Source organism: Acinetobacter lwoffii (assembly GCF_052078135.1).
Classification (GTDB): Bacteria; Pseudomonadota; Gammaproteobacteria; order Pseudomonadales; family Moraxellaceae; genus Acinetobacter; species Acinetobacter lwoffii_Z.
Genome location: NZ_JBQGUZ010000014.1, coordinates 12,595 through 31,820, shown reverse-complemented (window position 1 = coordinate 31,820; position 19,226 = coordinate 12,595). Strand labels below are relative to the sequence as shown.

General features: G+C 43.3%; 16 protein-coding genes. 5 read left to right on the top strand and 11 right to left on the bottom strand.

Annotated features, from left to right (window positions below; translation table 11 throughout):
* Positions 1-26: 26 nt before the first annotated feature.
* Both ACTL4S_RS10425 and yaaA read right to left on the bottom strand, forming a co-directional pair.
* Positions 27-1,349, bottom strand: a complete 1,323-nt coding sequence (locus tag ACTL4S_RS10425) for an NCS2 family permease (protein WP_004645563.1) — start codon at positions 1,347-1,349, stop codon at positions 27-29.
* A 1,181-nt stretch (positions 1,350-2,530) separates the two neighbouring features.
* Positions 2,531-3,313: a peroxide stress protein YaaA gene (gene yaaA, locus ACTL4S_RS10420; RefSeq protein WP_441299307.1), complete on the bottom strand. Its 783-nt coding sequence runs from the start codon at positions 3,311-3,313 to the stop codon at positions 2,531-2,533.
* Between the two features lie 123 nt (positions 3,314-3,436).
* Here yaaA and ACTL4S_RS10415 point away from each other — a divergent pair, with 123 nt between their 5' ends.
* Positions 3,437-4,069 (top strand): alpha/beta hydrolase, encoded by a 633-nt coding sequence (locus tag ACTL4S_RS10415; RefSeq protein WP_004645565.1) that lies wholly within the window; start codon positions 3,437-3,439, stop codon positions 4,067-4,069.
* Positions 4,070-4,101: 32 nt separating this feature from the next.
* Here ACTL4S_RS10415 and ACTL4S_RS10410 read toward each other — a convergent pair whose 3' ends face one another.
* The 5 genes from ACTL4S_RS10410 to pheA form a co-directional block, all read right to left on the bottom strand.
* Positions 4,102-4,644, bottom strand: coding sequence for a GNAT family N-acetyltransferase (locus ACTL4S_RS10410; RefSeq protein ID WP_004278982.1), 543 nt, complete (start codon positions 4,642-4,644; stop codon positions 4,102-4,104).
* The gene (locus tag ACTL4S_RS10405) at positions 4,632-4,994 is read right to left on the bottom strand and encodes a hypothetical protein (RefSeq protein ID WP_004278984.1); all 363 of its coding nucleotides are present in this window, start codon (positions 4,992-4,994) and stop codon (positions 4,632-4,634) included. Before ACTL4S_RS10405 ends, ACTL4S_RS10410 begins: the two co-directional genes overlap by 13 nt.
* A gap of 99 nt (positions 4,995-5,093) precedes the next feature.
* Entirely contained in the window at positions 5,094-7,340 is a 2,247-nt protein-coding gene (locus ACTL4S_RS10400; RefSeq protein ID WP_243474626.1) for a bifunctional prephenate dehydrogenase/3-phosphoshikimate 1-carboxyvinyltransferase, read from the bottom strand.
* 3 nt (positions 7,341-7,343) lie between these two features.
* Positions 7,344-8,435 (bottom strand): histidinol-phosphate transaminase, encoded by a 1,092-nt coding sequence (gene hisC, locus ACTL4S_RS10395; protein WP_004645569.1) that lies wholly within the window; start codon positions 8,433-8,435, stop codon positions 7,344-7,346.
* Positions 8,436-8,501: 66 nt separating this feature from the next.
* Positions 8,502-9,611 carry a prephenate dehydratase gene (gene pheA, locus ACTL4S_RS10390; RefSeq protein WP_004278987.1) on the bottom strand — a complete coding sequence of 370 codons (1,110 nt, stop codon included), beginning with the start codon at positions 9,609-9,611 and terminating at the stop codon, positions 8,502-8,504.
* A gap of 489 nt (positions 9,612-10,100) precedes the next feature.
* On the opposite strand from pheA, the gene ACTL4S_RS10385 reads away from it, so the two are divergent.
* The gene (locus ACTL4S_RS10385; protein ID WP_441299306.1) at positions 10,101-10,619 is read left to right on the top strand and encodes a DJ-1/PfpI family protein; all 519 of its coding nucleotides are present in this window, start codon (positions 10,101-10,103) and stop codon (positions 10,617-10,619) included.
* An 83-nt stretch (positions 10,620-10,702) separates the two neighbouring features.
* Here ACTL4S_RS10385 and ACTL4S_RS10380 read toward each other — a convergent pair whose 3' ends face one another.
* Positions 10,703-11,845 carry an acyl-CoA dehydrogenase family protein gene (locus ACTL4S_RS10380; protein WP_253138051.1) on the bottom strand — a complete coding sequence of 381 codons (1,143 nt, stop codon included), beginning with the start codon at positions 11,843-11,845 and terminating at the stop codon, positions 10,703-10,705.
* A gap of 159 nt (positions 11,846-12,004) precedes the next feature.
* Positions 12,005-13,348 carry a dicarboxylate/amino acid:cation symporter gene (locus ACTL4S_RS10375; RefSeq protein ID WP_004731608.1) on the bottom strand — a complete coding sequence of 448 codons (1,344 nt, stop codon included), beginning with the start codon at positions 13,346-13,348 and terminating at the stop codon, positions 12,005-12,007.
* Between the two features lie 409 nt (positions 13,349-13,757).
* Between ACTL4S_RS10375 and ACTL4S_RS10370 the strand changes: the two genes are divergently transcribed.
* Positions 13,758-14,759: a glycosyl transferase family protein gene (locus ACTL4S_RS10370; RefSeq protein WP_005106493.1), complete on the top strand. Its 1,002-nt coding sequence runs from the start codon at positions 13,758-13,760 to the stop codon at positions 14,757-14,759.
* Between the two features lie 82 nt (positions 14,760-14,841).
* Here ACTL4S_RS10370 and ACTL4S_RS10365 read toward each other — a convergent pair whose 3' ends face one another.
* Both ACTL4S_RS10365 and ACTL4S_RS10360 read right to left on the bottom strand, forming a co-directional pair.
* The gene (locus ACTL4S_RS10365) at positions 14,842-15,114 is read right to left on the bottom strand and encodes a YeaC family protein (RefSeq protein ID WP_180086141.1); all 273 of its coding nucleotides are present in this window, start codon (positions 15,112-15,114) and stop codon (positions 14,842-14,844) included.
* A 3-nt stretch (positions 15,115-15,117) separates the two neighbouring features.
* Complete coding sequence (locus ACTL4S_RS10360) at positions 15,118-16,056, bottom strand: NAD(+) kinase (RefSeq protein WP_004645573.1); 939 nt, start codon at positions 16,054-16,056, stop codon at positions 15,118-15,120.
* 191 nt (positions 16,057-16,247) lie between these two features.
* On the opposite strand from ACTL4S_RS10360, the gene mrcB reads away from it, so the two are divergent.
* Together mrcB and ACTL4S_RS10350 are read left to right on the top strand one after the other, a co-directional pair.
* Positions 16,248-18,638, top strand: a complete 2,391-nt coding sequence (gene mrcB / locus ACTL4S_RS10355) for a penicillin-binding protein 1B (RefSeq protein WP_441299305.1) — start codon at positions 16,248-16,250, stop codon at positions 18,636-18,638.
* Positions 18,639-18,652: 14 nt separating this feature from the next.
* Positions 18,653-19,198, top strand: a complete 546-nt coding sequence (locus ACTL4S_RS10350; RefSeq protein WP_441299304.1) for a tetratricopeptide repeat protein — start codon at positions 18,653-18,655, stop codon at positions 19,196-19,198.
* The last annotated feature ends 28 nt before the right edge of the window (positions 19,199-19,226 follow it).

The following is a 19,226-nucleotide window of genomic DNA, read 5'->3' as shown; positions in this document are numbered from 1 at the left end:
TTACACCCTTTCCAAATCTAGAAAAATTAGCCGCCAAATAGTGCGAATTTAAGCGTCCATAGTACTGCAATAATCCAGACCATATACGGTACAGTTGATGCCTTACCGGTTAACAATTTGATCAGTGCATAGCTGATGAAGCCCATCGCAATACCATCAGCAATTGAATAGGTAAATGGCATAAATACAATGGTTAAAAATGCAGGAACTGCTTCTGTAATATCTTCCCAGTCAATATGCACGATACCTTGAATCATTAAGACACCGACAAATAACAGCGCTGGTGCTGTTGCAAAGCTTGGTACAGACTGTGCCAATGGTGCAAGGAACAAACAGGCAACAAACAGGATACCGACTACAACAGCAGTTAGACCTGTACGGCCACCGGCTGCTACGCCCGCAGAAGATTCAATGTATGGCGTAGTTGAAGATGTACCCAGCGCTGCACCTGCAACAATTGCAGAAGAGTCCGCAAAAAGTGCTTTTTTCAAACGCGGCAGTTTGCCATCTTTCAACAAGCCTGCACGGTGTGAAACACCTACAAGCGTACCGGTTGAGTCGAATAAATCGACCAGGAAGAAGACAAAAATCACGCCAATTAAACTGGCAGTGAACAGACCTTCAAAGCTCATTTGCATAAATGTTGGTGCAATCGATGGCACTGCGCCAACCACACCTTTAAATTCACTCAGACCCAATGCTGCTGAAATACCGGTTAACACCAAAATACTGATGATGATCGCACCACGCACTTTAAAGTGATGCATCACAACAACCAGAAGGAAACCAAATAATGCAAGCAAAACCGATGGTTGTTTTAAATCGCCCAAACCTACCAACGTAGCAGGATTATCCACAATCAGGCCGGCATTTTTCAAAGCAATCAGCGCAAGGAATAAGCCAATACCACCACCGATGGCCAGTTTCAGCGACATTGGAATCGCATTGACAATGGCTTCACGGATTTTGAACATGCTGATCGCAATAAACACAAGACCGGAGATAAACACAGCCCCGAGTGCTGTTTGCCAAGGCACACCCATTCCCAAACAGACGGAATAGGTAAAGAAGGCATTTAAGCCCATGCCTGGTGCAAGTGCAATTGGATAATTTGCAATCAAGCCCATGACTAAACAGCCAATCGCGGCTGCAAGACAGGTTGCTACAAAGACAGCCCCATGATCCATCCCCGTTTCGGACAAAATCATCGGATTGACAATAATGATGTAACACATCGTTAAGAATGTTGTCACACCGGCAAGAACTTCTGTACGGAAACTGGTTTTGTTTTCACTCAGTTTAAACAGACGTTCAAGCATACTTTCTGAAGATGGATTAGGAGTCGTCATGACCTAGCCCCTATTGAGTAAACTTTATGCTTTAAGCAAGCCGTCAAATAAATGAAATTTTATAAAAAAATTCATCAATTTTAAGGATGTGTTAGCAACGAATATGCCAGCATAGCCATTTGACGGGTTAAAATGTTGGAACAGCTTACAGCCCCAGGGCTATGCTATAAAAACCCAAAAAAAATCTAAACAAAAAAGCTGCATAACCTTTATGCAGCTTTATTTTCTCGATTTAAATCAAATGCTTAACAAGATGAATTCTGCTTCATCCTGATCGTTGGCAAATTATAACACATTGATTTCTTATTGCTTATTTGATTTTACACTTTATTAGAAATTAATATATTCCAGGTGAATATTTAAAAAATTTTATTATATTTATTATGTTTTTAATTTTACTAATCCAGCCCAATTGGCGGGAGGAAGATATATAACCTGCTTAATGTCGATGCCGATTGGATTCCAGCAATTTGCTTGAATCACGTCCATCGCTCAAGACATGACGGATCTTTTCATATTTTCTGATTTCTGACTGTTTATGGACACAAAATCCTAATAAACTGATCATTAAGGCAAAAACAGGGATAGCATATATTTTCATTTTTATTATGCTGCTTTGTAACACTATGCAATTATGCTAACAAAAAACCTAACAAACTTGTGACATAGTTTACATTTAACCCGATAGAAGGCATTTATTTATCTTCTAAAGATTAATTTTATGTCGTTTTATTTATTAATACTTAATTAATTTATAATTCTTTTTTTCAAAAAATCGGTACTATTAAAAATTCTTTCAAATAAACAATAAATAATTGAATTTAATATATTTTTAAAAATCTCTAAAAGAAGTTTATTCAAAATTAAAATATATAGATAAATGAAATCTAACCTATTCAATAGAAGTTATTTCGATTTATTTGATCGGCCTTTTCCAAGAATACTCAACTTTAATTTTTAGGATAAAATGATCTAAATAAGGGAGATTTTGCGAGGGATTTCAAAGTGTTTAGCGACATTTTTTATTTTTAACTATCTTGAAGTTTTCATTATGCAGTTCATCCATACTTCACTCATCATAGAGGCAAATCGTTGAACACTAGTTAAGAACCTGACCATAATAAATACATCCCAGTATCCAACATATATATCCTCATGCTGGATACTGGGAATCATCTCATTTATGCACTCAGTTGTTCATCACGCTTAAACACCAGTTCTCCCTTGAGTGAACTGTCTGCATCAAAATAATAGCCATCGCTATTAAAAGCTTTCAGTTCTTCGACATGATCAATTTTATTTTCAATCATAAAACGTGCCATGAGGCCGCGTGCTTTTTTGGCATAGAAACTAATCACTTTATATTTGCCATTTTTCTGATCCAGAAATACCGGCTTGATAATGTCTGCCTGAATTTTGCGCTCGTTGACTGATTTGTAATATTCATCAGAAGCAATATTCACCAGAATTTCAGAATTTGCTGCGGTTAAATCCTGATTAATCAGATCAGTAATGTGATGAGCCCAGAACTCATATAGATTATGCCCGCGGGAATTGGCCAATTTGGTTCCCATTTCCAGACGGTACGGCATCATCAAATCCAAGGGGCGTAAGAGTCCATATAATCCAGACAACATGCGTAAACGGTCTTGTGCATAGTGCAGATCTTCATGTTTTAAACTATAGGCATCCAGACCTGTATAGACATCGCCTTTAAATGCAAAAATCGCCTGACGGGCATTGGCTAAATTAAAATCCGGTTGCCAGTCATTAAAACGTGCGGTATTTAAACTGGCAATTTTTTCACTGACACTCATTAAGCTGGAAATTTCTGTTGCAGAAAGTGTGCGACAAACGTTGATCAAGTCCTGTGAATGTTCTAATAATCTCGCTTGAGTAAATTGGTCAGTCGGTAATGGAGTATCGTAATCGAGAGTTTTGGCTGGAGAAATTAAAGCGAGCATGGCAACCTGGTCAAAAAATGATTAATCAAACTATATCAGTCTGCTTATTTTAATTCCAATTCATGTTTTTATTCACCATAATCGTTAAAATGCACGATTCTCCTGTTAATCATCGGTTTTTATATGCCCGAGCAAATTTTTCTTCAAGGGCCTGCGGGTCAGATTGAAGTTTTTGTGGATTATCCTCAGGGTGAAGTGAAAGGATTCGCGGTAGTTTGTCACCCCCATCCATTGCAAGGCGGTACACCACAACATAAGGTTCCGGTTTTACTGGCACAAATGTATCTGGAACGTGGCTGTATTGTGTATCGTCCAAGTTTCCGTGGTTCTGGTCAAAGTGAAGGTATACACGACGAGGGCTTCGGTGAAACGGATGATGTATTAGAAGTCATTCGGTTCGCTCGCAACCAGCATATTGCCCTGCCTTTTTATGCAGGTGGTTTTAGTTTTGGTGCGCATGTCATGGCAAAAAGCTATGCAGCCTTACCCGTAGAACTGCAACCAAAGCAAACCATTTTATGCGGTCTGCCAACTGCAACAGTGGCTGGTATTCGCCATTATGTTACGCCTGCAATTAAAGGCGACATCCTGTTCATTCATGGTGAAGCCGATGAAGTAACTTTGCTCTCAGATATGATTGAATGGGCAAAGCCACAACGCCATTTAGTGACCGTATTACCTGGTGCCAACCACTTCTTTACCGGCTATTTAAAGCAATTGCGGATCGCAATGACCCGGTACTTAGCGCTTGGCTAAATAAAAAAACCCATCAAATGATGGGTTTTTTATTAAAAGACAAAATCTTCTGCAAAAATTTCATACATCACAGCCCGATATTTAGGCTTATCGATGTAGCGGATAATTTTTCCGCCCAAGCGTTCTGCAATTTTACGGCTAGCCCAGTTTTCTTCTGCTACCGGGTAGCTTAAAACTTGAATCCCTAATGTATTGAAAGCATAAGCCACAACACAATGCACTACCTCATGTCCATAATGATGACCATGTGCAGTTTCACGAATCCAAATACCGACTTCAGGTATTTCATCATGAAGTCGATGCAAACCACATAGCCCAATAAATTCTTGTGTTTCAATATGACGGATCACAAATACATATTCTTTATAATCAGTCATATTTTCCAGCCAATTTTGCCAGACTGTTGCAAATCCCTGTTCAGATTGTGGTGGGTCCCACGCCATAAAACGTGTCAAACTCGGCGTAATTGAAGCATAAGTTTCTTTGGCATCGGCTGATTTAAAACAATTCAGGATCAAGCGTTTACTTTGCAGTGTAGGCAAAGCTGATTGAGTCTGTTGAATTAGCTCTTCCATTCAAACTCGCTAAAGCGTTCCTGCTCTTTTAGAGAGGTTTCCACTGCCTGTGCAAGCTGATTAAGCAAACTTCTTTCGGTGATACGATCCAGCCAGTCCTGTTCTTCTTCAGGATATGAGGCAATCTCACAGACCAGATGCCCTTGTTCATCTCTGGTTTCGCAACTCACTGATAAAGGCAGCGCATGTTCTTCTACGCTGACGGCAACCTGAGCACCACTTTGGCTTAAGGTCTGAAAACCGTATTTACCTAATTTTTCGGCAAGTAAATGTGCTACATATTCCTGGGTTTCTTGACCATCCCGTGGTGTTTGGCTCTGGGTATTGGCCATGAATTTTAATTTTCGCATCGCTACTTCCAAATGGCTTTTTTCTTATATGGGTTTAGCATAAGCAATATAAACAAAACAGCCAAGCAAAAGCTTGGCTGTTTCACATAATTTTAAAAATTATTCTGATACTTGAATTGGCAGTCCTGCGATTGAGGTCAATTCTGTGAAGGTCGGGAAACTGGTTGCGACCGTTTCGGTTCCGACAATCTTGATCTGCTCCGAATTACGCAAACCGGCAATCGAAAAACTCATCGCGATACGGTGATCGTGATGCGATTCAATTTCACCACCCGTAAAGATTGGCAACCAGTCACCGGACTTACCCTTACCTTCAATGATGATGCCATCTTCAGTTGGGGTACAGTCGATGCCCATGGTTTGAAGACCATCTGCCATGACCTGAATACGATCCGATTCTTTCACGCGAAGCTCGGCAGCACCGGTCAAAATTGTCTGACCTTCAGCACATGCAGCGGCAATGAATAGCGCCGGGAATTCATCAATTGCTAATGGCACCTGATCTTCCGGCATATGAATCCCTTTTAATGTACGTGTACCACGAATACGGATATCAGCAATCGGTTCACCGCCTGCAATACGCTCGTTTTCAACTGTAATGTCCGCACCCATTTGCTTGAGGATTTCAATCACACCAGTACGGGTCGGGTTAATGCCTACCGCTTCAAGGGTGACGTCCGAATTTTCAGTAATGGCCGCACCCACCATAAAGAAGGCTGCTGAAGAAATATCTGAAGGCACTTGAATGTTGGTACCCACTAACTTGCCGCCACCTTGCAGGGAAATTCGGTTGCCTTCTGTTTTCACTTCATAACCAAATGCACGCAGCATACGTTCAGTATGGTCGCGTGTTGGTTCTGGTTCAGTCACCGAAGTTTCACCTTCCGCCCATAGACCTGCAAGTAGAATCCCTGATTTCACCTGAGCAGAGGCCATTGGCAAATCGTACTGAATCCCTTTAAGGTTTTGATTGCCGGTGATGGATACAGGTGGTGTACCGCGTTCACCTGTGGTCTGAATTTGCGCACCCATTTCACGTAAAGGCTTGGCAATACGCTCCATTGGACGCTTGGATAAAGATGCGTCACCAGTCATGACTGAATCAAATTTTTGTGCAGCCAGCATACCCGACAACAAACGCATTGAAGTGCCCGAGTTGCCCATATAAATGGCAGACTGTGGCGCTTTAAGGCCATGCATGCCAACACCATGAATGGTCACTTCACCATTTTTAGGGCCTTCAATGCTCACACCCATATCACGGAAAGCTTGCAGTGTCGCTAGAGCATCCTCACCTTCCAAAAAGCCGGTCACATGTGTGGTACCTTCTGCAATCGCACCAAACATGATCGAGCGATGTGACACAGATTTGTCACCTGGCACGGTAAATTTACCCTGAAATTTCTTGGCACCCGGCTGAATGGTAAATTGTTGTGTCACTTTATTTTTCTCCATGAAAGGTTTCTTGGCGAGCATATGGTTGAAATGCTGGCGAGCTGCCTGCGCATGACCCAATAAGCCCATCAATGCGTGGGAATCTTCATCTTCAATCAATTTGCGGATAATCGCGAGCTGCTGTTCAAAGCCATCAACAGCATTCAGAACTGCTTTTTTGTTGGCAAAAAAGATGTCATGCCACATTTGTGGATCGCTGGCGGCAATTCGCGAGAAATCCCGGAAGCCACCGGCAGCATAACGAAATATATCTAAATTGTCTTCACGCTTGGCCAGTTGCTCAACCAGGTTAAAGGCCATGAGATGCGGAAGATGACTGGTATGCGCTAGCACTTCATCGTGCTTGTCGACATCCATACAAATCACTTCGGCTTTCGCCGCTTGCCACAGCTGAATCAGTTTATCGACGGCCCAGTCTGCACTGCTTGGCAGTGGCGTCAAGATCACCTTGTGATTGGCAAATAAATCAACTTTACCTGCATGCACCCCGGTATGCTCGGCACCTGCAATCGGATGGCCCGGTACAAAACCTTCAGGCAGTTCATCGCCAAAAACCGCTTTCGCTGCATCGACCACATTACCTTTGGTACTACCCACATCAGTAATAATGGTATTGGCAGATAAATAAGGCTTGATAGCTTCCAGCACCTTTTGCGTGGCACGTACCGGCAATGCCAGTACCACCAGATCAGCGCCTTTGACCGCCTCTACAGGATCGGCATAGCCTTCGGAAATCAGGCCAAGAGATTTAGCATCTTCCAAAGTCTTTTGTGAACGTGTCGATGCAACAATGTCATTGGCCAAATGCTCGGCTCGAATGACACGCGCCAGACTTGAACCAATCAGTCCAAGCCCGATAAATGCAACTTTTTCAAACAGTGGCTGCGACATGGTTTAAGCTTTTGCCTCTAAACCGAGTACTTTAGCCAATGCGCTCAAGAATTTCGCATTTTCTGCTTCAGTACCAATCGATACACGAATGTGATTAGAAATACCAACTGGACGCACAATCACCCCTTGTTTGAGCAAACCATTGAAGGTTGCTGATGGGTCTGCCTGTACATCTACCAGAATAAAGTTGGCACGTGAAGGCACATAGTTAAGACCCAAAGCCTTAAAGCCAGCTTCAAGTTGCGCCATACCGGCTTTATTCACTTCACGAGAACGCGCGATAAAGTCTTCATCTTTCAGTGCAGCCACCGCAGCGACCATCGCTAAATGGTTGACATTAAATGGTTGACGAATACGGTTCAGGTAATCTGTCACTTCAACTGAAGCCAGAGCAAAACCAACACGTAGTGCAGCCAAACCATAGCACTTCGACAAAGTACGGCTAACGATCAGGTTTGGATATTGCGCAAGGAATTTCAAGCTGTTGAAGTTTTCCGGGAAATATTCCACATAGGCTTCATCCAGAACCACGATGACATTGGCAGGAACTTTTTGCATGAACGCTTCAAATTCAGCTTCTTCAAACCAGGTTCCTGTTGGATTATTCGGGTTTGCAATGAAGACGAGTTTGGTATTGTCCTGAATGGCAGCCGCCATTGCTTCCAAGTCATGCGAAAAGCCTTTAGCTGGTACTTCAATCGCTTGCGCATTAATGGCTTGAGTTACCAATGCATAAACCGCAAAAGCATGCTGGCTATACACCACCGAATCATTTTCTGAAACGAATGCACGGGCAAACATTTCCAGTAAGTCGTTTGAACCATTCCCCAAGGTAATCTGATCATGATTAAAACCAAACTGGGTTTTGATCTGATCTTTCAGGATAAAACCACCACCATCTGGATAACGGCCAATTTCAGCAATTTCCGCAGCGACCGCTTCTTTGACTTTATCTGAGCAACCCAGCGGATTTTCATTTGAAGCCAGTTTGACGATATCGGTAAGACCCAACTCGCGCTCAAGTTCACTGATCGGTTTACCCGGTTGATATGGCTTTAATTTTGAGATGCCCGAATTGGCTGGAACAAACGACATTTTAGACTTCCAATTTTAGGTATAAAACAGTGGTCAGCACCCTCGCCCTGACCACGTATAGCTGACTTAAAGTACAGCTGCAGGATATGAACCGAGCACGCGAACTTCTTTAACCAAAGGACGAATTTCTTCAATGGCTGCTTTCACGTGTTCCTGCTCAATATGGCCTTCAAGATCAATGAAGAACACATAAGCCCATTTTTCAGGAAGTGCAGGCCGGGTTTCAATACTGGTCAGGCTGATATTGTGCTTGGCAAACGGCGCCAGAATTTCCAGCAAAGCTCCGGCACGATCATGCGCTGAGATTAGTAATGAAGTCTTGTCATTACCACTTTGCGGCACTTTTTCACGACCAATCACCAGGAAGCGTGTGGTATTTTCCGGATTGTCCTCGATATTGCTATGCATGATTTCGAGGTCATAGATACTCGCGGCAATTTCAGAAGCAATTGCAGCAGAATGCCATTCATTACGAATACGGCGTGCTGCTTCCGCATTGGAACTTAAAGCGACACGTTCCACACCTGGATAATGAGCATCCAGCCACTTACGGCATTGAGCCAAAGTCTGCTGATGCGCATAAATCTGTTTGATGCTGTCTTTACGGGTATTTTCAGAAATCAGGAACTGATGGTGAATCGGTAATTCAACTTCGCCAATCACATTCAGGTTCGATGTTTTAAAACAGTCCAAAGTATGGTTGACCACGCCTTCAGAGGAATTTTCTACCGGCACCAGACCATAATGGGCACTGCCTGCTTCCACGTCACGGAAAACTTCATCAATGGTCGGTAAAGGACGAACCACAGCATCATGACCAAAATGCTTGAGTACCGCAGAATGGGTATAAGTCCCGACTGGTCCAAGGAAAGCAATGCTTTGCGGAGCTTCGAGTGCCAGACAGGCCGACATGATTTCACGGAACAGACGTGCCATGGTGGTATCAGACAATGGCCCTTCATTACGTTCCATGACATTACGCAAAACCTGAGCTTCACGTTCTGGACGGTAAAACAGCGGATTCTCTTCTGAGGCAAATTTTGCTTTTGCCACAGCTTCAGCCAAACGTGCCCGACGGTTAATCAATTGCTGAATTTGCTGATCAACAGAATCGATATCTTCACGAATTTTTACCAAATCAAGAGAAGTCGTGGTGTTTTGATCGTCGTTGATCATTGTTCTGTCGCCCTTCATAAACCTTATCTGTTCAGTATAACAATAGTGAGCTTTCAAAGGTTACGCAATATGACATTGGTAGATTAAGTCTTAAAAACATACAGTTGATTTTAACCGTTTATCGCTTTTAGTCATATCTGGTAACATTTACTTCAGCTTTTCTGCTTGATTTACATTATTAAATTGTAAACTTTGCCTGTCCATATTAACTGATTTTAAGGAAGATGAAATATCACTATTTCTTAATCTATATAGCGGTTTTAAGCATAAGAAAATTAAAATAATTGCTTCGCAAACGTCATTTTTGAACCATTCATATCTAAGATAGATTTCACAATAAAATGCACACTCTGCAATCCCATTTTTATCGACTTCTCTTTGATTTCACTTATTTTTTTTACATTAAATCACTACTCAATTACAAAGCAGAGACGATTTTTTAACCAATCATAGATAGTCTAACTTAAAACAAGCGTTTGGGTGTCAGTCATGCCAAAAAGAATAGCTGTACTTTTGACGAATAATTTTGAAGATCAGGAATATCTTGAACCCGTTGCAGCCTTGCTGGAAGCAAAGCATAGCATCTGTAATATTGATTTTAATGCAGGAAAAGTGGTCTATGGTCTGCATGGCTGTTCTGCAGTGACGATTGACCGGGACATCGAACAAATCAGTATTGATGATTTTGATGCCTTGCTGATTCCTGGCGGTGAATCTGCAGTTTCTTTATCTACCGATATGCGGGTGCTGCAATTTATCCAGGCTTTTAATCAAGCCAAGAAAACCATCTTTAGTTTATGTGATGCATCATTATTACTGTGTGAAGCAGATGTGCTGAAAAATCGAATTATTACCAGTATTCGCGCGCATGCCAGTCGCGTACAACGTGCCGGTGGAACGTATTATGATGCAGAACTGGTGAATGACAATAATCAGTTGATTTCATCGCGCCTACCCAATGATTTACCCATTTTTATTCATGAATGTTTGGATGTTTTAAAATCATAAAGTCTTAAAAAATATTTCCCATCTTGGCCATGTTCTCCCCTATAAAAAAGAGTCCTTCGGGACTCTTTTTTATGGTTGAGCTATTAACGCCCTAACAGACCGCGGGCCACAATCTCCTTCATGATTTCATTGGTACCCCCATAAATCCGCTGGATCCGCGCATCAACGAAGAAACGTGAAATTGGATATTCAGTCATATAGCCATAACCCCCAAATAATTGCAGGAGATTGTCCGCGATTTTCATCTGCATATCGGTAGAAAAACTTTTCAATGCCGCTGCAGTTTCTACATCCAGCTTCCCTTGCATATAAAGCTCAAGATTCTGGTTATAAAATGCTGCGGTCGCCAATTCATCAATTTTCGCTTGCGCCAGTACAAAGCGGGTATTCTGGAATTGACCGATCACCTGACCAAAAGCCTGACGCTCTTTCACATATTGTGTGGTCACATCGATCGAGCCACGAATGGCGCCTAGAGCGGTGGCAGCGATGGCGGTACGCTCACGTGGCAATTCCTGCATCAGGTAAGCAAATCCCTGTCCCGGCTGACCCAGTAATTGGTCCTTTGGCACTTTAACATTGTCGAAGAACAGTTCAGACGTATCCTGAGCATGCAGACCAATCTTGTCCAGATTAGTGCCTTTTTTAAAGCCTTCCAGATGGGTATCGACCAGCAGCAATGAAACGCCTTTAGCTCGGGCTTGAGGATCGGTTTTGACCGCAAGCACTACCAAGTCAGCATGCTGACCATTGGAAATGAAGGTTTTTGAGCCATTTAACAGATAATATTCATCCTGCAAGATGGCACTAGTACGCATGGCTTGCAAATCTGAACCTGCACCTGGCTCGGTCATGCCAATCGCACCGACCACTTCACCGGTGACCATTTTTGGTAACCAGTATTTTTTCTGTTCTTCAGTACCAATATGCAGGATATACGGTGCTGCAATATCGGAATGACAAGACAGACCTGTGGCAATGGCACTGTATCCGGCACGTGCAGATTCTTCGATCAGCATCAAGGAATAATCGGTCGGCACCCCATAGCCACCATATTCTTCTGGAACATCGACACACAAGAAGCCATTTTCACCGAGTGCATTCCAGACTGAACGCGGCATCAGACCTTCACGTTCCCACTGGTCGTAGTACGGTGCGACATGTTCGTTCATAAAGCGTTTAAAATTATCGCGGAATAATTCTAGATCGGCATCGTAGGCAAGCATTCTATTGTCCTTGTTGTTTATCATTTTAGTTTCCTTTTCACAGACTATCGACTTTCCTGCTCCCTGTCATGTGCCGGCATTCATCTTTTTACTAACTTCACAGTCAATAAAAAAGGGAAGCCGAAGCTTCCCTTTTAGACACTAAAAACAGACTCAAACTTAGTGAGCGTTATTGCCTTCTTGCGCCATTTTTTCATCAATTTCTGCAGGATTCGCTAAAGCGTAGTTCAGCTTGTCCATATCCAACTGGCCAACCCATTTCGCAACCACTAAAGTCGCCAAAGAGTTACCGACCAGATTGGTCAAGGCACGAGCTTCAGACATGAAACGGTCAATACCGAGAATCAATGCCAGACCTGCAACAGGAATATTCCCTACAGCAGCCAAAGTTGCCGCCATCACAATAAAGCCTGAACCAGTCACGCCTGCCGCACCCTTAGATGAGATCAGAAGTACCAGAAGCAGGGTAATTTGATGAGACAAGTCAAGTTGCGTATTGGTTGCTTGCGCAATAAAGATTGCAGCCATCGTCAAGTAAATCGACGTACCATCCAGGTTAAATGAATAACCAGTTGGAATCACCAGACCTACCACCGACTTCTCTGCACCGGCAAGTTCCAGTTTCTTCAACATACGTGGCAGTACTGATTCTGAAGATGACGTCCCCAGTACAATCAGAAGTTCTTCGCGAATCAGGCGGATCATCTTCATGATGCTGAACCCTGCGAAACGCGCAATTGAGCCCAATACGATGAAAATAAACAGTACGCAGGTAACATAGAAACAAATGATCAACTGTGCCAGCTGAGCAAGAGAACCAATACCATATTTACCAATCGTAAACGCCATTGCACCAAATGCACCAATTGGAGCAAGTTTCATCACCATGTTCACGATGTTGAAAAACACATGTGAAATCTGGTCGATGAGTTTCAGGACTGGCTTGCCTTGATCACCTAGCTTATGCAGTGCAAAACCAAAGATGATCGCGAACAATAGAACTTGCAGGATTTCGCCTTCTGCAAATGCGCCCACAACCGTATTTGGAATGATGTTCATCAGGAAGTCGATAGTCGATTGTGACTCACCTGAAGCGACATATTTACTGATGCCAGTGGTATCCAGTGAAGCAGGATCAACGTTCATGCCCACACCAGGCTTGACGATGTTAATCACGACCAGACCGATGACCAAAGCAATCGTGGATACGATCTCGAAGTAAAGTAAAGCCACACCACCAGTTTTACCGACTGATTTCATGCTTTCCATACCTGCAATACCGCTGACCACGGTACAGAAAATCACAGGTGCGATAATCATTTTAATCAGACGGATAAATGCATCACCAAGCGGTTTAAGCTGTTCGCCCAAGCCAGGGACATGCTGTTCTACGCCATTGATAATTTGCGTACCACTAGGCGAAAAATGCCCGACCAGAATACCTGCGATAATGGCCACAATCACTTGAAAATACAGTGACTTATAAATTGGTTGTTTCGCCATAATAAATCTACTTGAACGATATCAAAAATAAGAAAGACCATTTTGAGAAATATACTGACCTCTTCATCCCTTCTCAGGATGAACCGGATCAAGTCTCAAAAGGCTCAAGAGAATGTTCAAAAATGATAATCAGCCATGCATTGAATCTGACACTCAAGTATCAGACCAAAGTATTAAATGGGAGAAAGAGATTAAGAAAAATTAAACAGACTCTAAAAATTGCCTAAATTTTACCGAATATTCAGACTAAATGTGCATAACTTATTATGCGCTTGTTTATGTTTTAACCAGAATAGATTAGACATTAGTCGATAATCAGATTTAACTGATTGTTTTACGTATACTGAAATGTTTATGGATTTTCACCCTCTCCCTTGACATTAATATTTTCTGCAAGCTGTAAAAAGTTATGAATACCAAAAGAAATATTTATAAAGATTTCGAACATCCCTTTGCCCAATATGTACGCATTGTGGGTAAAGGGAAAAATGGCGCCCGCTCTCTCTGCTATGATGAAGCCTATCAAGCCTTCAGTATGATTTTGAAAAATGAAGTGCTGGATGTGCAGTTAGGTGCATTCTTGATGTTATTGCGGGTCAAGGAAGAATCTGTAGATGAGTTGGCCGGTTTTGTACAGGCGACACGTGACCAGCTGAGTTTCAAAAAACTGGATGTCGATCTGGACTGGTCTTCATATGCGGGCAAGCGCAAGCATTATCCATGGTTTATTCTGGCAGCCCTGACACTGGCCAAGCATGGTTATAATATTGTGATGCATGGTGCCTCGGGCCATACCATGAACCGCGTTTACACCGAACAGGTGCTGACTTACTTAGGCTATCCAATCTGTCAAAATGATGCCGAGGTTGAACAGCAACTTCTACAACAGCATTTTGCTTACATACCGTTAGAAGTAATTTCTCCGATTCTTGCAGACTTGATTGCGCTGCGTAATGTCATGGGCTTACGCTCCCCAATTCATACCCTGGCGCGTCTGATCAATCCCTTTAATGCCAAAGCGACCCTGCAAGCCATTTTCCATCCAGCATATCGTGGTTCGCATCAGCAAGCAGCTTTCCGCTTGGGCTATAAAAATAGTGCCGTAATTAAAGGTGAAGGGGGCGAATTCGAGCGTAATCCGGATGCCAAAACGCTCATCTGTGGCATTAAAGATGGCCTGCTCTATGAGCATGAATTGCCAAAGCTCACTGACAACCGCAGTCCAATTGAAGAAGAACTGGATCTGGCGCTATTTAAGGCTGTCTGGGACGGTCAGCAAAGCCATGATTATGGCGAGATTGCAGTGATAGAAACTATGGGCATTGCGCTATATACCATGGGCGTGTGTGACAGCTTTGAAGCTGCGATGCAAAAAGCCAAAATCTTATGGGCGAATCGCCACACGGTTTAATCTTGTGCAAAAGAAAAAAGCATTGTTCAGTGAATGAACAATGCTTTTTTTAATTGTATTGCTATTGGCTGGGAATTAAGCCTTAAACAAAACGAATCGGCTTGAATTCAGGTTCATTCTTGTGATGATCATCATCACACTCTTCACCCTCTTCTTTAGTACCGCGATCGATATAACCGCTGCGCTCATTTTCAGGCAGGTTTTTCATTTCCCAGGCATACACTGCCTGCATACAGGTCTGACGTTGTTCTGGTGTCAAGACTACACCGTTTGGCCACTTTCCAATTTCGACTGCTGTTCTTAGGCGTTCAACAATCTCAGGATTGAGTACGGCAAGCATTTGTTCAATATTCATGATTTAATCCTGCTTAAAATAATCAAAGTCCTGATTCCACCCCAGTTTGGTTCGACAGGCATTATAAAAGTCATAACCCGGTGGATGCAGAAGATTCAGTTTAAAGGGATGCTTGCGAATATGGACGCTATCACCCACATTCAAAGACACACTGTGTTGTCCATCCGCACTAACCATCGGCAGTACGCGATTTTCACGAATCAGTAATTTAATTTCACTATGTCCACCGACCACAATCGGGCGTGAAGACAAGGTATGCGGATGCATCGGTACCAAGGCAATCGCATCCATACTTGGATGTACAATCGGGCCACCACCAGAAAGCGCATAAGCCGTAGAACCAGTCGGCGTAGAGACTATCAGGCCATCGCTGTGCTGACGATAGACATATTGTCCATCAATATTCAGTTCAAAATCGATCATATGTACCGATTTCCCTGAATGTAGCACCACATCATTTAGAGCAATGGCATCGTAAATCACTTCACCTTTGGAGCGAATTTCGACTTCGAGTAAAAAGCGTCGCTCAGTCTGAAAGTCACCCTTTAATACCTGATCCAGCTTGAATATCACTTCAGTCGGCTTGATATCCGTTAAAAAACCCAGACGACCACGGTTAACCCCGATCACTGGGGTATTGTACTTGACCAAGGCGCGTGCTGCATGTAATAGCGAGCCGTCACCGCCCACGACAATCACCAGATCCACCACCTCACCCAATAAGGCACGACTGACGGTTTGGGTATTTTGATAGGGAACAAGTTCAGCTGTCGCTGCATCAAAAACTGGGTGTAGGCCTAAATTGAGAAGATGATCGTGAATAAGGCATAAGGTTTCAACCACCGACGATTTATCAGGACGTCCTATTAACCCGATATTTCGAAAGGTCTTATGGGAAATTTGCACCAGTGTCGTCGCTCCGCTACGAATCCTGCTTATCATAACATTAAGCTATACCTGGATGACAATTTATAACAGTGCTTCATAGGTAGGAAATTATTTGAAATATATTCGAATTAAGGAGAAATTGTGGGGTTTCATTTTAATTTTAAGCGCATTTCTTGATTAAATATTGCAAAATAATGAAAAGCTTCGCATGATTAGCACAATTTCACAGGATCTTATAAGTATTTATGAAATCTGAACGTGGCATGGGGTTTCTTGCCTTAATTTTTTCTATTATTGTCATTTCTATCTTTGTAGCATTTAGTATCTATCTGATTAGATTAGACAATATTGTGCGCAACAAATTTGAAGGTCAGCGCTGGGATATTCCGGCCAAGGTCTTCGCACGTCCGATGGAAGTGTACGTGAATGCCCCAGTCAGCCTGCAGGATTTCCAACAAGAATTAAAATTACTCGGTTATAAAAACTCAGATAGCTATACCAAATCAGGTAACTTTGTCACCACGGGCAATACCCTGTATGTACATACCCGCGGCTTTGATTTTGGTGACCGGGTTGAACCGGAACAGATATTAAAAGTCAGTTTCAGTGGTGAACAGATTGCAGAAGTCAGTGCAACCAAACCCTCTTCAAGCGGGATTGCCCGTTTAGAACCGTTATTGATTGGTGGGATCTATCCGCAGCATAACGAAGACCGGGTCCTGATCAAGCTGAATAAAGTGCCTCAACCTTTGATCGAAGCGCTCATCGCGACTGAAGACCGTAAATTCTATGAGCATCACGGGGTTTCACCACGTGGTATTGCACGTGCCGTAGTCAGCAATATTACCGGTGGTAAACGTCAGGGTGGTTCGACCTTGACCCAGCAACTGGTTAAAAATTTCTATTTGACCCCTGAACGTACTTTAAAGCGTAAAGTGAATGAAGCCTTTATGGCGATGCTGATTGAATTGCATTATGACAAGAATGAAATTCTGGAAGCTTATCTGAATGAGGTCAATCTGGGCCAGAATGGTAACTATTCTATCAATGGTTATGGCCTGGCTTCCCAGTTTTATTTTGGCCTGCCCTTGCGTGAACTGAATATTTCTCAGCAGGCGTTTCTGGTGGGTCTGGTTCAAGGTCCAAGCCTGTACAACCCATGGCGCAATCCAGAAAGTGCCAAAAAACGTCGCGATATTGTGCTGAATAATATGCTGGTGATGGGTTATCTGACGCAGGAACAATATGAAAAAGAAACTGCACGTCCACTGAATGTGATTGCCAAACCTACTTTAGGCCCTGCCCGCTTCCCGGATTTTCTGGATATCGTTCGTCGTCAATTACGCACAGACTATCAGGAAACCGATCTGACCAATCAGGGTCTACGCATTTTTACCACTTTAGATCCGTTGGCTCAAACCCGAATTCAGGACAGCTTTAAAGAGACGGTGGCACGTTTAAGCAAATCCAATCCGGGTCGCCTGAAAGATTTACAGGGTGCAGTATTGGTATCGCATCCGGAAAATGGTGAGCTGGTGGCCGCAGTAGGTTCTACTCAAGATTTTACCGGCTTTAACCGTGCAGTCGATGCCAAGCGTCAAGTCGGTTCCCTGCTAAAACCGGTGATCTACCTGAGTGCCCTGGAATCGAACCGTTATCACTGGGCAAGCCCAATTGAAGACAGTGAAATCAGCATCAAGAGTGATGGCAAAACCTGGACGCCGAAAAACTATAGTGGTCGTGGACATGGTGTCATTCCAATGTCGCAGGCATTATCGCAATCTTATAACCTGTCCACTGTGCGTTTAGCACAAGAATTTGGCCTGTCTACCTTTATTAATCATCTGAAAAAATTTGGTGTAACTTCAGATATTCCATCTTATCCGTCGATTTACTTGGGTGCGGTAGATATGTCCCCGATGGAAGTGATGAATATTTACGGCAACTTTGCTACAGGCGGCTTTAAATACCCAACCAAAGCGATTCGCTCTGTAGTGGATGCCAACGGCCGCTCTCTGGATCGTTATAGCCTGAGTGTGCAACCGACCATTGATCCGGCTTCTGCTTATGCTCTGAATTATGGCTTACAACAGGTCATGTCGAATGGTACAGGTCGTGCAGCCTATAACAGCTTACCACGTAGTCTGAATCTTGCCGGCAAATCCGGTACCACGAATGACAGCCGTGACTCATGGTTTGCCGGATACTCAGGTAATTATATGACCGTGGTTTGGCTCGGTCTGGATGACAACAAAGTCACTGGCTTGACCGGTTCTTCAGGTGCCCTGCCCGTGTGGACCAATGTCATGAAACAACTACGCCAAAAACCGGTGAATTTGCCACAGCCGAATGAAATCGAATGGCATTGGCTGGATCGTTATACCGGTCATTTATCGGCACAAGGCTGTGAAGGCGCCATGTATATCCCGATTTCGCGTCATGCCCTGCCAAATCAGGCAACTGCCTGCGGCATCTCGCATTATGCGACGGAACCTTATGATATTGATTCAGAACCTGAGCCATCTGATGCTGAACAGGATGATATGAGTCACTATATACAAGAAAGTGAAACAGAAATAGAACGCGATCTTGAGAGCGAAACCCGTATTATCGCCAGTGGAAGTTATAGCCATTAATTGAGTCTATGTTTATGTTAAGAAAAATCCTCCCTGGTTTGCTCATCCTCAGTCTGGTGGGCTGCCAAAGTATCTCTGAGCCAGAAAAGCCAGTTACCCCAGTCAAGCCTGCGACGGAAAAACCTAAGGCAAAAACGCCAGACAGCGTAGTGATTACGCCTTATGACCGTCCTGACATCAAACGTCAGAAAATTGTCATTCCTGAACAGAAGCCGAAAAGCCAAAAGTTTGATGATGGCCGTAATCTGCCGGCTTTCAAGAGTCTGATGCAGCAAACCCAGCAGGCCTATACCAAGCAGCAATTTGCTCAAGCTGAAGCTGCTGCAACTCAGGCACAGCGACTGGCCCCTCAGGCACCGGAAACCTATTTATACTTGGGTATGATTGCTAACCGTAAAAATCAGCCAGCAAGCGCCGATGCTTTTGCCTTACGTGGCCTGAGTTATGCACAATCTAGTGCCATGAAAAAGCAGCTTTGGCAAGTGCGCCTTAAATCTGCTCAGTTGCGGAAAAATGCCAAAGCGATTCAGCAAGCCCAACAGGCACTGAAAAAGCTTTAAGATAATTTTCCATAGAAACTGACTTACT

What these genes read in the sequence shown, in the direction of transcription:
- ACTL4S_RS10425 (WP_004645563.1), bottom strand. Translation starts at nt 1,349, where the DNA reads ATGACGACTCCTAATCCATCTTCAGAAAGTATGCTTGAACGTCTGTTT.
- yaaA (WP_441299307.1), bottom strand. Translation starts at nt 3,313, where the DNA reads ATGCTCGCTTTAATTTCTCCAGCCAAAACTCTCGATTACGATACTCCA.
- ACTL4S_RS10415 (WP_004645565.1), top strand. Translation starts at nt 3,437, where the DNA reads ATGCCCGAGCAAATTTTTCTTCAAGGGCCTGCGGGTCAGATTGAAGTT.
- ACTL4S_RS10410 (WP_004278982.1), bottom strand. Translation starts at nt 4,644, where the DNA reads ATGGAAGAGCTAATTCAACAGACTCAATCAGCTTTGCCTACACTGCAA.
- ACTL4S_RS10405 (WP_004278984.1), bottom strand. Translation starts at nt 4,994, where the DNA reads ATGCGAAAATTAAAATTCATGGCCAATACCCAGAGCCAAACACCACGG.
- ACTL4S_RS10400 (WP_243474626.1), bottom strand. Translation starts at nt 7,340, where the DNA reads ATGTCGCAGCCACTGTTTGAAAAAGTTGCATTTATCGGGCTTGGACTG.
- hisC (WP_004645569.1), bottom strand. Translation starts at nt 8,435, where the DNA reads ATGTCGTTTGTTCCAGCCAATTCGGGCATCTCAAAATTAAAGCCATAT.
- pheA (WP_004278987.1), bottom strand. Translation starts at nt 9,611, where the DNA reads ATGATCAACGACGATCAAAACACCACGACTTCTCTTGATTTGGTAAAA.
- ACTL4S_RS10385 (WP_441299306.1), top strand. Translation starts at nt 10,101, where the DNA reads ATGCCAAAAAGAATAGCTGTACTTTTGACGAATAATTTTGAAGATCAG.
- ACTL4S_RS10380 (WP_253138051.1), bottom strand. Translation starts at nt 11,845, where the DNA reads ATGCTTGCCTACGATGCCGATCTAGAATTATTCCGCGATAATTTTAAA.
- ACTL4S_RS10375 (WP_004731608.1), bottom strand. Translation starts at nt 13,348, where the DNA reads ATGGCGAAACAACCAATTTATAAGTCACTGTATTTTCAAGTGATTGTG.
- ACTL4S_RS10370 (WP_005106493.1), top strand. Translation starts at nt 13,758, where the DNA reads ATGAATACCAAAAGAAATATTTATAAAGATTTCGAACATCCCTTTGCC.
- ACTL4S_RS10365 (WP_180086141.1), bottom strand. Translation starts at nt 15,114, where the DNA reads ATGAATATTGAACAAATGCTTGCCGTACTCAATCCTGAGATTGTTGAA.
- ACTL4S_RS10360 (WP_004645573.1), bottom strand. Translation starts at nt 16,056, where the DNA reads ATGATAAGCAGGATTCGTAGCGGAGCGACGACACTGGTGCAAATTTCC.
- mrcB (WP_441299305.1), top strand. Translation starts at nt 16,248, where the DNA reads ATGAAATCTGAACGTGGCATGGGGTTTCTTGCCTTAATTTTTTCTATT.
- ACTL4S_RS10350 (WP_441299304.1), top strand. Translation starts at nt 18,653, where the DNA reads ATGTTAAGAAAAATCCTCCCTGGTTTGCTCATCCTCAGTCTGGTGGGC.